The organism is Micromonospora orduensis, from assembly GCF_006228125.1.
GTDB lineage: Bacteria > Actinomycetota > Actinomycetes > Mycobacteriales > Micromonosporaceae > Micromonospora > Micromonospora orduensis.
Genome location: NZ_VDFY01000157.1, coordinates 13165 through 25780 on the forward strand (window position 1 = coordinate 13165; position 12616 = coordinate 25780).

Sequence of the window (12616 nt, forward strand, 5' to 3'; positions counted from 1 at the left end):
TATCAGTCCAGGGTGAAGTAGTCGGGACCGGCGTAGGTGCCGGTCGTCAGCTTGGTGCGCTGCATCAGCAGGTCGTTGAGCAGGCTGGACGCGCCGAAGCGGAACCAGTCCGGGTCGAGCCAGTCAGTGCCGACGGTCTCGTTGACCATCACCAGGTACTTGATCGCGTCCTTGGTGGTCTTGATGCCGCCGGCCGGCTTCACGCCGACCTGCCGCCCGGTGGCCGCCCGGAAGTCGCGGACCGCCTCCAGCATCACCAGGGTCACCGGCAGCGTGGCCGCGACCGGGACCTTGCCGGTGGAGGTCTTGATGAAGTCGCCGCCGGCCAGCATGGCGAGCCACGAGGCGCGGCGCACGTTGTCGTAGGTGGCCAGCTCGCCGGTCTCCAGGATGACCTTGAGGTGGGCGTCTCCGCAGGCCTCCTTGGTGGCCACGATCTCGTCGTAGACCTCCTTGTAGCGCCCGGCCAGGAACGCACCCCGGTTGATCACCATGTCGATCTCGTCGGCGCCGGCCGCGACGGCGGCCCGGGTGTCGGCGAGCTTGATCTCCAGCGGGGCCTGACCCGAGGGGAACGCCGTCGCCACACTGGCCAGGTGCACGCCGCTGCCGGCCAGCACCTCGGCGACGTACGGGACCATCGCCGGGTAGACGCAGACCGCGCCGACGTGCGGGCACGACGGGTCGGCCGGGTCCGGGCGCAGCGCCTTCGCGGCCAGCGCGCGCACCTTGCCGGGGGTGTCCGCCCCCTCCAGGGTCGTCAGGTCGACCATGCGGATCGCCAGGTCGATCGCCTGGGCCTTGGCGGTGGTCTTGATGGATCGGGTGCCGAGCTGCGCCGCCCGCTGCTCCGCGCCGACCTGGTCCACGCCGGGTAGGCCGTGCAGGAAGGTCCGCAGAGCGGTCTCGGATCGTCCCAGCTCGGAGAGTTCCGGCCGGGCCGACGTCGTTGTCGCCGTCATGCCCCGAAGTCTACGCACGAAACCCCTGAGTGATCTTGGTCACGCCGGGCCGCTCCGACGTGAGCGGCGTCGCTGCACCGAGCGCAGCCACACCGCGACGCCCAACGGACCGGTAGGTTGAGCGATCGTGGACGTACACGTCATTGACCACCCGCTGGCCCAGGCCCGGCTGACCGCCATGCGGGACGCGCGCACCGATTCGTCGACGTTTCGGGCGTCGCTGCACGAACTGACCACCATGCTGGTGTACGAGGCGGCGCGCTCCTTCCCCGTCGAGCGGTACCCGGTGCAGACGCCCGTCACCGGCACCGAGGGCACCCGGCTGGCCAACCCGCCGCTGCTGGTCCCGGTGCTGCGGGCCGGCCTGGGCATGGCGGACGCCGCGCTGGGGCTGCTGCCGGAGTCCTCGATGGGCTTCGTCGGCCTGGCCCGCGACGAGGAGACCTACGAGCCGCGCGCGTACATGGAGTCGCTGCCCCGGGACCTGGCCGGTCTGCCGGTGCTGGTGCTCGACCCGATGCTTGCCACCGGCGGCTCGCTGGAGCACTGCTGCCGGCTGCTCGCCGACCGGGGCTGCACCGACATCACCGTGCTCTGCGTCCTCGCCGCGCCGGTCGGAATCGAGCGCCTGGAACGCTCCGGCCTGCCGTTGCGCCTGGTCACGGCGTCGATCGACGAGGGGCTGAACGACCGCAAGTTCATCGTCCCGGGGCTCGGCGACGCCGGCGACCGCCAGTTCGGCGGCATGCCCCGGTTCTGACGCGTCACCCCGGTCGGTGCCGGGTCCGGCGGGTTCGCGCGCGGTGTGGCGCGGACCCGCTAGCGTCTCCGGCCATGACTGGTGTTGCGCTCGCCGAGGAGCTGCTGCTCCTCGCCTACGACGACACGACCGGCAAGGCGACCATGCCGCGGATCAGCCTGGACCTCGGCATGGCCGCGGCGGTGCTGGTCGAGCTGGCCCTGGCCGGTCGGATCGCGTACGCCGACGGCTCCCTGACCGTGGTCGACCCGATGCCCACCGGCGAGCCGGTCGCCGACGAGGTGCTGGGCCGGATCGCCGCCGACACCCCGCACACGCCGGCGTCCTGGGTGCAGCGTCTGCGGCACGGCCTGCGCGACCGGATCCTCGGCGACCTGTGCACCCAGGGTGTCGTCCGGGACGTCGACGAGACCGAGCTGGGCTTCATCCACGTGCACCGCTACCCGGTGGTGGACAGGTCCGTCGAGGCGGACACCCGCCAACGGCTCACCGAGGCGCTGACCGGCGTGGCGGCTCCGGACGAGCGGACCGCCGCGCTTGCCACCCTGGTCGTGGTGCTGCGGATGGAGACCGCGCTGGGGGTGAGCGGCGAGACCGCCGCCGACGCCCGCCGCCGGCTGGAGGAGATCGCCACCGGCGCCGGGTTCTCCGGCGAGGTGAGCGCCGACGACTCGGTGGTACGGCCGTCGGTGGGCCTGGTCGTGGCGGCCCTGGGCCGCGCCGTCGACCAGGCCCTCGGCCCCCGCCGCTGACCGTCGGGCCCACCCCGCGCGGCGTGCCCTTTGCTCTGCACCCACCTAGGCACCGCTCACCGCGCGGCGTGCCCTTTGCTCTGCACCCACCTAGGCACCACCCACCGACAGGTGCGTGGTGCCTCCGCGGGTGCAGAGCAAAGGGCGGACGCGTCGCGGGTGGGGCTGCGGGGTTCAGATGCCCAGGGCAGCGCTGACCTCGGCGCGCAGCGCGGTGACGGCCGACGCCGCGCGGCCGCGGGCCGCCGGGACGTCACCGTCCACGACCGGTTCCACCACCTCCAGGTACGCCTTGAGCTTCGGCTCGGTCCCGGACGGGCGGATCACCACCCGGGCCGTGGCGGTGCGCAGGATCACCACGTCCGACTCGGGCAGCAGATCCTTGGCGCTGTCCACCGGCTGCCCGAGCAGGGTCGCCGGGGTGGCTGCCCGGATCCGGGCCATCGCGTCGGCGATCAGCCGCAGATCGTCCACCCGGACGGAGAGCTGGTCGGTGTGGTGCACGCCGAACTCCGCGGCGAGCTCGTCCAGCCGGTCGGTGAGCGTACGACCCTGCGCCTTGAGGCCGGCGGCGAGCTCCGCCACGGTCAGCGCGGCCGTGATGCCGTCCTTGTCCCGTACGTGCTGCGGGGCGACGCAGTAGCCCAGCGCCTCCTCGTAGCCGAAGACCAGTGGCGCGCTCCCGCCGCCGGCCCGGACGATCCACTTGAAGCCGGTGAGCGTCTCGTCGTACGGCAGGCCCCGGGCCGCGCACATGGCCCGCAGCATGGACGACGAGACGATGGTCGTCGCGTACAGCCCGGTCACCCCGCGCCGCATCAGGTGGTCGGCGAGCAGGACACCGACCTCGTCGCCGCGCAGCATCCGCCAGCCGTCGCGGTCGTCCCGGACCACCACGGCGCAGCGGTCCGCGTCCGGGTCGTTGGCGATGGCGAGGTCCGCGCCGGTCGAGTCGGCGAGGGCGATCAGCCGGTCCACCGCGCCCGGCTCCTCCGGGTTGGGGAACGACACGGTGGGGAACGCCGGGTCCGGCTCGGCCTGGTCGGGCACCACACCGGGCACCGGGAAACCGGCGCGGGCGAACGCGGCGGTGAGCACCGCCGCGCCCACCCCGTGCAGCGGGGTGTACGCCACGGTCAGGTCCCGCGGCCCGTCCGGGTCGATCACCGCGGTCGCCTGTTCGACGTACGAGGCGACCAGGTCGTCGCCGAGCACCTGACCGGGCGCGCCCAGCGGCACCTCGGTCAGTGGGCCGACCGCCCGGATGGCGGCCTCGATGCCGGCGTCTGCGGGAGGCACGATCTGCGCTCCCGCGCCCAGCTCACCGCCCAGCTCGGCACCCAGGTAGACCTTGTAGCCGTTGTCCTGCGGAGGGTTGTGGCTGGCCGTCACCATCACACCGGCGACCGCGCCGAGCTGGCGCACCGCGTACGCCAGGACGGGGGTGGGCAGCGGGCGCGGCAGCAGCAGCGCGGGGCGCCCCACCCCGGTGGCCACCTGGGCGGTGCGCTCGGCGAACTGCCGGGAGCCGTGCCGGGCGTCGTACCCGATCACCAGGGGGCCGGTGCCGCCCTGGGCGGCGAGCCAGTCGACCAGGCCGGCGGCTGCCCGGGTGACCACGGCCAGGTTCATCCCGTTGGGCCCGGCGCGCAGCGGCCCGCGTAGGCCCGCGGTGCCGAAGGTGAGCGGCCCGGCGAACCGGTCGGCCAGGTCGGGGGCGCTCGACGGCAGCGCGTCGAGCACCGCCGTCAGCTCGTCCCGGCTGGCCGGGTCCGGGTCGTCGGCCAGCCAGCGCCGGGCTTGCTCGCGAATGTCGTCGATGTCAGTGGTGTCCGCCGCCATGCCCCTTGATAGCACGGCGGCGGATCACCGCTGTCGGTTCCCTCCGGCTCAGCCGTCCCCGGTGAGCTGGAACGTGCGCACCATCTCGTCGAAGATGGGCTTGCTCTCGGCGAACTTGGCGTCGGTGGCGGTCAGGTAGAACGAGTACGCCTTGCCGTCCTGCGCCACACCCCGCCAGACGCCGTGCCGCATGCTGTCGCCCTCGCCACAGGTGTACTCGAATTCGGCGGCCGGCTTGTCGGCCAGCTCCGTCTCCGTCGAGGTGATCTGGTTGTAGGGCTTGACGCAGGAGGTGCTCCTGGTCTTCAGACCGTTTTCGGCCGTCTCCGCCCACCGGGTGGAGCTGCTGGACCACTTCTCGGTGATGATGCGAACCTTGCGGCCGCTGTCCTCCGGGTCGATGTAGTCCGTGTAGGAACCGCCGGTGGCCTTCTTCCAGCCCTTCGGCACCATGACCTGGATGCCGCGGGCGGCGTGCTCCTGCATCTCCACTCCGGGGCCCGCGGCGGCGGACGGAGTGGGCTGCGCCTGCGGGGTGCTCGGGGCCGGGTCGTCGCCGCCGGAGAGCGCCACCGCCGTGATCAGCAGCACGACGGCCAGCCCGCCGGCCGCGGCGAGCTGGACCTTGCGTGGCCAGCCCTTGACCGTGCTGACCAGTTGGCCCCCGGTGGCGCGGACCTTGCCGAGCGCGCCACCACCCGACGGGGCGGGCGTCGTCCAGGGCTGGCCGGTGCCCGGCACCGACCACTGGTTGCCGCCGCCGTAGGTGCCCCCGACGCGCTGGGTGGCCTCCGGTGCGCCGCCGTACCCGACCTGCTGGGTGGCGTCGGACTGGTTGCCGTAGGTGACCCGCTGGGTGGCGTCCGGGTGCGCGCCGGCGTCCACCCGCTGGGTGGCGTCGGCGTTGCCGCCGTAGGTGCGCCCGACGGCGGGCCGCCCGGGGGCGGGCATCGCGCCGGTCGGCGTGTGCAGCGGGCCGGCCAGCGCGTCGGCGCTTGTCACGTCGAGCCCGGTGGCGCCGGTGGGGGCGGCCGGCTGCGGGCGCTCGCCGCGACGCAGCGCCGCCAACCGGTCGGTCAGGGACTCGTCGGGGGCCAGCATCGCCCGGCCGCCGATCTGGTTGTCCGGCTTCGGCTCCGGCTGCGCCGGCGGGTGTACGGGTGCGGGGCGCTGCTGCACCGGCACCACGGCGTACGGGTCGGTGACCGAGTGCACGGCGGTGGCGGTGCTGCCCAGCGGGCCGGCGAGCAGCTCGCGGAGCATGGCCCGGGAGGTGTGCACGTCCAGCCGGCGGGCCGGGTCCTTCTCCAGCAGGCCCATCAGCACCCGGGTCAGCGGGCCGCTGCGCTGCGGCGGGGCCGGCGGGTCCTCGACCACGGCGTGCATGGTCTCGATCGGGTCGCCCTTGTCGAACGGCGGCCGTCCCTCGACCGCCGTGTAGAGGGTCACACCCAGCGAGAACAGGTCGCTCGGTGGGCCGAACTCCTGGCCCATGGCCCGCTCGGGCGAGATGAAGTGCGGCGAGCCGAGCACCATGCCGGGGGTGGTGAGCTGCACGTCGGTGGGCATCCGGGCCACACCGAAGTCGGTAAGCACGCAGCGGCCGTCGGTGCAGATGAGCACGTTCGCCGGCTTGACGTCGCGGTGCAGCACGCCGATCGCGTGCGCGACCTCCAGCGCCCCGAGCAGCGCGATGCCGATCTTGGCGACGGCGCGGGGAGCGACAGGCCCGTCCTCGATCACCATGTCGGCGAGGCTGCGCGCGTCCAGCAGTTCCATCACGATCCACGGGCGACCGGCCTCGGTGACCACGTCGTACACCTGCACCACGGCCGGGTGCTGGATCGCGGCGGCGGCGCGGGCCTCGCGCAGGGTGCGTTCGTACATGGCGTCGCGGTCGCTGGGGGCCAGCCCCGGGGGCAGGACGACCTCCTTCACCGCCACGTCACGGCGCAGCAGCGTGTCTGTGGCGCGCCACACCGTACCCATGCCGCCGTTGCCCACCGAGGACCGCAGCGAGTACCGGTCACCGATGGTGGTGCCGGGTGCTGCGCGGCCGTTGGCGGGACTGACTGGTCCGCCGCTCCACGTCGGGATCTGAGTCACAGAAAAGCCACCGGGGGAAATCGAGGGGGCTGGGACACAACCCCCCTATCTTGCTGGGTCCGACGCCCGATATGAAAGCCGACGCGACGGGCGTTTATCGAAGTCGACAGAACGTGCCCTGTCGTTCACCTCCTGTCGACCGGTCGGGACGCAGTGTGCGGTATCCCTCACCCGACGACAAGCCCGGGCGTCCTACCATCCGGAGATGAGCGAACGGCGGTCTAGCGAGTCCGGTTTTCCGATCAAGGGCGTCTACACGGGTGCCGACCTTCCGGAGGACCTGGACTCCCGGCTGGGCGACCCCGGCGAGTTCCCGTACACCCGGGGCGTCTACCCCACCATGTACACCTCCCGCCCATGGACCATGCGCCAGTACGCCGGTTTCGGCACCGCCACCGAGTCCAACGCGCGATACCACCAGCTGTTGCGGGCCGGCACCATGGGCCTCTCGGTCGCCTTCGACCTGCCGACCCAGATGGGCTACGACTCCGATGAACCGATCGCGCACGGCGAGGTCGGCAAGGTCGGCGTGGCCATCGACTCCATCGAGGACATGCGGCTGCTCTTCGCCGACATCCCGCTGGACAAGGTGTCCACCTCGATGACGATCAACGCGCCCGGGTCGGTGCTGCTGCTGCTCTACCAGCTCGTGGCCGAGGAGAACGGGGTGCCCGGCGCGGCGCTCAACGGGACCATCCAGAACGACATCCTCAAGGAGTACATCGCCCGGGGGACGTACATCTTCCCGCCGAAGCCGTCCCTGCGCCTGGTGGCCGACACGTTCGCGTACTGCCGCAAGGAGGTGCCGAAGTGGAACACCATCTCCATCTCCGGCTACCACATGGCCGAGGCCGGCGCGACGCCCGCGCAGGAGATCGCCTTCACCCTGGCCAACGGCGTGGAGTACGTCCGCGCGGCGCTGGCCGCCGGGCTCGCCGTGGACGATTTCGCGCCCCGGCTGTCGTTCTTCTTCGTGGCCCGCACCACGCTGCTGGAGGAGGTGGCGAAGTTCCGCGCCGCCCGGCGGATCTGGGCCCGGCTGATGCGTGACGACTTCGGCGCCAAGGATCCGAAGTCGATGATGCTGCGGTTCCACACCCAGACCGCCGGCGTGCAGCTCACCGCCCAGCAGCCCGAGGTCAACCTGGTCCGGGTGGCGGTGCAGGGGCTGGGCGCGGTGCTCGGCGGCACCCAGTCGCTGCACACCAACAGCTTCGACGAGGCCATCGCGCTGCCCACCGAGAAGGCCGCCCGGCTCGCCCTGCGGACCCAGCAGGTGCTGGCGTACGAGACGGACCTGACCGCCACGGTGGACCCGTTCGCCGGCTCGTACGTGGTGGAGGCGATGACGGCCGAGATCGAGGCCGCCGCCGTGGAGCTGATGGAACGGGTGGCGGACCACGGGTCGGCGGTGGACGCCATCGAGGCCGGGTTCCAGAAGCGGGAGATCGAGCAGTCCGCGTACCGGATCGCCCAGGAGATCGACTCGGGCGAGCGGGTGGTGGTGGGGCTCAACCGGTTCACGGTGGACGAGGAGGAGCCGTACGAGCCGCTGCGGGTCGACCCGGCGATCGAGGCGGCGCAGGCCGAGCGGCTGGCGCGGTTGCGCGCCGAGCGGGACGCCGACGCGGTGGCGCGGGCGCTCGCCGACCTGCGGGCCGCCGCCGACGGTACGGAGAACGTGCTGTACCCGATGAAGGAGGCACTGCGGGCCCGCGCCACGGTGGGTGAGGTCTGCGGGACTTTGCGTGAGGTGTGGGGGCTGTACCGGCCGACCGATCGTTTCTGATCGCTCTTCTGTCGTTTTCCCAGTTCAAGCGGTGTTTGCGGGCTCCGGCGGGGCTACCGTGGAGAGCGGAACCCCGGGCGGCGCGGCCCTCGCGGGGGCGTTCGCGGTGTGCCCACCGCGGTTTGCGGGTACCTCGACCGGGTCGTCGGGACGCACACCCTGTGCGGTGACGGTGGTCCCTTGCGTGTGAGCGTCTTTCCGGCTCGTTGCGGAGCGTGGTCGGCTAATTGTCGGAGTGTCAGTTCATCACCCCGACTAATGCGACAATTCGCAACAGGGGCCGGTGACCGGCACCGAGATTCGTGACCGCCGGGACCGGTTACGCGTTGTAGGAGGTGAGGGGCAGATGACGGCCTTCGACCGCGATCTACCTGCTGTCCCGTACCTCTCCGAGCGTCCTCAGCAGGGCATACGTGACTCTGCGCGGTCCGATCATTACCGGAACGAGGTTGCGCAGCGTCACCGCCGGAGGTCTAGGCTGTCTGCTGTTCCCGATGATCCATCCATTTCTAGTGATCGAGAATTCGACGTGACGAGTGCGTTGACGCTGCCCACCGGCAGCCAGCTGGCGTCGTCCTGGCCGGAGCCGCCGCCCGGGTCCCAGCCGCTGCCCCGCGACCTGGACCACCTCCTCGCGCTCCGGGTACCCGGGCTGATCGCCACGCGCCGTCACATCCACTCGCACCCCGAGCTGTCCGGCACGGAGTTCGAGACGGCTGCCCTGATCGCACGGGAGCTGTCCCTGGCCGGCCTGCAACCTCGGCTGCTGCCCAAGGGCAACGGCGTGATCTGCGACATCAACGGCCGCCCCGACGGCCCGGTCGTCGCGCTGCGCGCCGACATCGACGCGCTGCCGCTGGACGACTCCAAGGACGTGCCCTACCGGTCCACGGTGGAGGGCGTCTGCCACGCCTGCGGCCACGACGTGCACACCACGATCCTGCTCGGCGTCGGCATGCTGCTGGCCCAGCTCGCCGACCTCGGTGAGCTGGACGGCCGGGTCCGGCTGATCTTCCAGCCGGCCGAGGAGATCCTGCCCTGCGGTTCGCTGGAGGTCATCGAGGCCGGTGGCCTGGACGACGTGGTGCAGATCTTCGCCCTGCACTGCGACCCGAACCTGCCGGTGGGCCAGGTCGGCCTGCGGGTCGGCCCGATCACCGCGGCCGCCGACAACGTCACCGTCCGGCTCTCTGGCCCCGGCGGGCACACCGCCCGTCCGCACCTGACCGTCGACCTGGTCGACGCGCTCGGTCGGCTGATCACCGAGGTGCCCGCCCTGGTCAGCCGCCGGGTGCCGGCCAACAGCGGCCTGCTGCTGGTCTTCGGCCACGCCTCGGCCGGCACCCGCTACAACGTCATCCCGTCCGAGGCCAGCGCGTCCGGCACCCTGCGGGTGATGGACCGCGACACCTGGGAGCAGGCCCCGAAGATCGTCGCTCAGGTGGTCCGGGACGTGATCGCCCCGACCGGCGCGACTGTCGACCTGGAGTACCTGCGCGGCCGGCCGCCGGTGTGCAACGACTCCCGGGCCATCCAGGTGCTGACCGCCGCCACCGGCGCCGCCCTCGGCCCGGAGGGGATCGCCGAGACACCTCAGAGCATGGGCGGCGAGGACTTCTCCTGGTATCTGGAGTACGTCCCCGGCGCCCTCGCCCGCCTCGGCGTCGGCCGCTCCGGCCCCAACGTCGACCTGCACCGCGCGTCCTTCGACGTGGACGAGCGGGCCATCCCGGCCGGCGTACGCGTCATGGTGCAGACCGCGCTGCGGGCACTGGCGGCGGCGCGCTGACCGGAGCGACCAGGGCCGGCGACCTGCGCCGCCGTCGCAGCACGACCAGCAGCACCGCCAGCGGTACGCCGAGCGCCACCAGCCACGGCAGCAGCGCGCCCAGCACCGTGAGCAGGACGGTCATCGAGACGACGAACGCCTTCCAGCCGCCCCGGAGCCCGACCAGGAAGCCGGTCTCGGCCTTCTCCTCGGTGGCCTTCGCGGCCGGCCCGGCCAGCGCCACGGTGATCGTGGAGAGGGCGGTCAGGTCGGCCAGGCGTCGCTTCTTGGCCTCCAGCGAGGCCAGGTCGGCCTCCCGGCGACCCAACTCGTTCTCCAACGACACCAGGTCGGCGATCGAGGTGGCGCGGGCCAGCAACCGGCGGGCGCTGTCCACCCGGGCACGCTGACTGGTGATCCGGGCGTCCAGGTCGACGGTCTCCTCGGTGACGTCCTGAGTGCTGATCTCCCGGCTCTGCTGCCGGCCGAGCTTCGCGATCTCCTCCACCACGCCGGTGAACGTCGCCGCCGGCACACGCAGCTCCAACTCCGCCACCGCGTCGGCGCTGCGTCGCTGGTCGCCGCCGACGAAGCCACCGGCCCGGGTGGCGACGGCGGCGACCTCGCGGGCGGCTGCGTCCACATCGTCCACCTGCACCCGCATCGCTCCGGTGTAGATGATCGCCCGCTGGTCGACCCGCAGGTCCGGTGCGCCGGCCCCGGCCGCCCCCGGCGCGCCCGCGGCGGCGTCCCGGCCCGCCTCGCCGTTGACCGCCGGCGCCTTGGCCGCCGAACCCGCGCTGTCCCGTGCCCCGCTGTCGCCTGCGCCGCAACCCGTCACGGCCAGCGCCGCCGCCAGTGTCGTCGCCGCCAGCAGCGCGCCGCGGCGTCGTCCCTCCCGTTTGTCCATCCCCGCTCCCATCGTTGTCAGCCGGTGTGGCGATACCTCGGACGCGGCGCGCGCGGCGGCTGGTTCCGGCAGACTGCGCTGAGGACATCACGATTCGATAATCGAGGAGTCACGATGCGACTCACCAAGTACGCCCACTCCTGCCTCCGGGTGGAACACGACGGGGGAGTGCTCGTCGTCGACCCGGGGGTGTTCAGCGATCCGGCCGCGTTGGACGGTGCCGACGCGGTGCTGATCACCCACCAACATCCCGACCACCTCGACCTGGCGGCGGTGCGCCTGGAACTCGACAGGCGGCCGTTCCCGATCCACGGTCCAGCCTCGCTCGCCGACACCCTCGGCGACGCGGCCGAGGCGCTGCGCCCGGTCACGACCGGCGAGTCGTTCACCGCCGCCGGCATCGCCATCCGCGCGTACGGCGGGAAGCACGCGGTGATCCACCCGGACATCCCGGTGATCGACAACCTCGGCTACCTGATCAACGACGTGGTCTACCACCCCGGTGACGCCCTGGTGGTGCCGGACGAGACACCTGTCGACACGCTCTTCGCGCCGATCCACGCCCCCTGGTCGAAGTTCTCCGAGGTGCTCGACTTCATCCGGGCGGTCGCACCCCGACGCGCGTACGCCCTGCACGACGGGCTGCTCAACGATAACGGGCTGGGTGTGCTCAACCGGCAGTACACGGCGATGTCCGGCACCGAGTACCAGCGGCTGGAGCCCGGTAGCCGGGTGGACGTCTGAGCGATGCCCGGCCCCTCACCGGAGCTGGTGCGACAGCTCTACCGCATCCCGCCGGACCGGTTCGTGGCCGCCCGGGACGCGGCCGTGGCCGAGGCCCGCCGGGCCGGCGACCCGACGACCGCCCGGGAACTGGCCCGGCTGCGTCGCCCCACGGTGGCCGCCTGGCTGGTGAACCTGCTCGCCATCCGCCGTCCCGAGCTGGTCGCCGACCTGGTGCAGCTCGCCGACGCGCTGCGGTCCGCCCAGCGGGATCTGCGCGGGCCTCGACTGCGGGAGTTGTCCGCCCAGCGCCGGGCCGTGGTCGGCGCCCTGGTCGCCGAGGTCCGCAAGCTCGCCGCGGCGGAGCCCGACGCGCCGCCGGTCGGCAAGCTGCCGCTGGCCGAGGTGGAGACAACGCTCAACGCGGCGTTGTCCGATGCCGAGGTCGCCGAACAGGTCCGGGCCGGGCGCCTGCTCCGGTCTGCCACGTACGCCGGCTTCGGCGAGGTGCCCCGACCTCAGCTGCGGCTGGTCACCGGCACCGACGAGAAGCCGGAGCCGCGCCAGCCGGCACCCCGACGTGTGCCCACCGAGGAGGCGGCCCCCGACCGGGCCGCCGAGCGCGCCGCGCGGGCCGCCCGTGCCGAACGGGACCGGCAGCGCCGGGCGCTGGATCGGGAGCTGGCCAAGGCCCGGGCCGATCAGCAGCGGGCCGAGGCCGAGTTGGCCGAGGCGAGCGGGCAGGAGCGGGACGGCGCCGAGGCGCTGGACACGATCGAGGCCGAGCTGGCCGAGTTGGAGCGCCGGCGGGCGGTCGCCGAGCAGGACCTCAGCCGGGCCAAACTCGCCCGCCGCGCCGCCGAGCGGGCGGTCACCGCGGCCCGGCGGCGCGCCGGCGAGGTCGAGGCGGCGGTGGAGGCGTTGGCGGCCGAAGAGGGGACTGCGGACTCCGCCGGCGGCGCGGCAGACTGACCATCGATGGACGACGACGAGCGGGCCTCCGG

10 protein-coding genes are annotated in these 12616 nt (G+C 72.8%); 6 read left to right on the forward strand and 4 right to left on the reverse strand.

Annotated elements, in window-relative coordinates:
• Window positions 1-2: 2 nt before the first annotated feature.
• On the reverse strand, window positions 3-962 hold the full coding sequence (gene deoC, locus FHG89_RS15225; RefSeq protein ID WP_139585042.1) for a deoxyribose-phosphate aldolase: 960 nt from the start codon (window positions 960-962) through the stop codon (window positions 3-5).
• Between the two features lie 127 nt (window positions 963-1089).
• Between deoC and upp the strand changes: the two genes are divergently transcribed.
• Together upp and FHG89_RS15235 are read left to right on the forward strand one after the other, a co-directional pair.
• Window positions 1090-1722, forward strand: a complete 633-nt coding sequence (upp, locus tag FHG89_RS15230; RefSeq protein WP_139585043.1) for a uracil phosphoribosyltransferase — start codon at window positions 1090-1092, stop codon at window positions 1720-1722.
• A gap of 74 nt (window positions 1723-1796) precedes the next feature.
• Entirely contained in the window at window positions 1797-2474 is a 678-nt protein-coding gene (locus FHG89_RS15235; protein WP_139585044.1) for a GOLPH3/VPS74 family protein, read from the forward strand.
• Window positions 2475-2648: 174 nt separating this feature from the next.
• On the opposite strand, the gene FHG89_RS15240 is transcribed toward FHG89_RS15235, so the two are convergent.
• A complete protein-coding gene (locus FHG89_RS15240; RefSeq protein WP_139585045.1) occupies window positions 2649-4316 on the reverse strand; it encodes a phospho-sugar mutase in 1668 nt (555 codons plus the stop codon).
• A gap of 48 nt (window positions 4317-4364) precedes the next feature.
• Complete coding sequence (locus FHG89_RS15245; RefSeq protein WP_139585046.1) at window positions 4365-6422, reverse strand: serine/threonine-protein kinase; 2058 nt, start codon at window positions 6420-6422, stop codon at window positions 4365-4367.
• A gap of 205 nt (window positions 6423-6627) precedes the next feature.
• Here FHG89_RS15245 and FHG89_RS15250 point away from each other — a divergent pair, with 205 nt between their 5' ends.
• Both FHG89_RS15250 and FHG89_RS15255 read left to right on the forward strand, forming a co-directional pair.
• The gene (locus tag FHG89_RS15250) at window positions 6628-8211 is read left to right on the forward strand and encodes an acyl-CoA mutase large subunit family protein (RefSeq protein ID WP_139585047.1); all 1584 of its coding nucleotides are present in this window, start codon (window positions 6628-6630) and stop codon (window positions 8209-8211) included.
• Between the two features lie 529 nt (window positions 8212-8740).
• Window positions 8741-10000, forward strand: coding sequence for an amidohydrolase (locus tag FHG89_RS15255; protein WP_139585048.1), 1260 nt, complete (start codon window positions 8741-8743; stop codon window positions 9998-10000).
• On the opposite strand, the gene FHG89_RS15260 is transcribed toward FHG89_RS15255, so the two are convergent.
• Window positions 9957-10910, reverse strand: coding sequence for a DUF4349 domain-containing protein (locus tag FHG89_RS15260; protein WP_139585049.1), 954 nt, complete (start codon window positions 10908-10910; stop codon window positions 9957-9959). The genes FHG89_RS15255 and FHG89_RS15260 overlap by 44 nt on opposite strands.
• A 93-nt stretch (window positions 10911-11003) precedes the next feature.
• Here FHG89_RS15260 and FHG89_RS15265 point away from each other — a divergent pair, with 93 nt between their 5' ends.
• Both FHG89_RS15265 and FHG89_RS15270 read left to right on the forward strand, forming a co-directional pair.
• Window positions 11004-11633, forward strand: a complete 630-nt coding sequence (locus FHG89_RS15265; protein WP_139585050.1) for an MBL fold metallo-hydrolase — start codon at window positions 11004-11006, stop codon at window positions 11631-11633.
• Between the two features lie 3 nt (window positions 11634-11636).
• Window positions 11637-12584, forward strand: a complete 948-nt coding sequence (locus tag FHG89_RS15270) for a hypothetical protein (protein WP_139585051.1) — start codon at window positions 11637-11639, stop codon at window positions 12582-12584.
• The last annotated feature ends 32 nt before the right edge of the window (window positions 12585-12616 follow it).

Bases quoted from the DNA above. Each gene is read 5' to 3' on its own strand.
- deoC (WP_139585042.1), bottom strand. From the start codon at position 962: ATGACGGCGACAACGACGTCGGCCCGGCCGGAACTCTCCGAGCTGGGA.
- FHG89_RS15235 (WP_139585044.1), top strand. From the start codon at position 1,797: ATGACTGGTGTTGCGCTCGCCGAGGAGCTGCTGCTCCTCGCCTACGAC.
- FHG89_RS15240 (WP_139585045.1), bottom strand. From the start codon at position 4,316: ATGGCGGCGGACACCACTGACATCGACGACATTCGCGAGCAAGCCCGG.
- FHG89_RS15250 (WP_139585047.1), top strand. From the start codon at position 6,628: ATGAGCGAACGGCGGTCTAGCGAGTCCGGTTTTCCGATCAAGGGCGTC.
- FHG89_RS15265 (WP_139585050.1), top strand. From the start codon at position 11,004: ATGCGACTCACCAAGTACGCCCACTCCTGCCTCCGGGTGGAACACGAC.
- FHG89_RS15270 (WP_139585051.1), top strand. From the start codon at position 11,637: ATGCCCGGCCCCTCACCGGAGCTGGTGCGACAGCTCTACCGCATCCCG.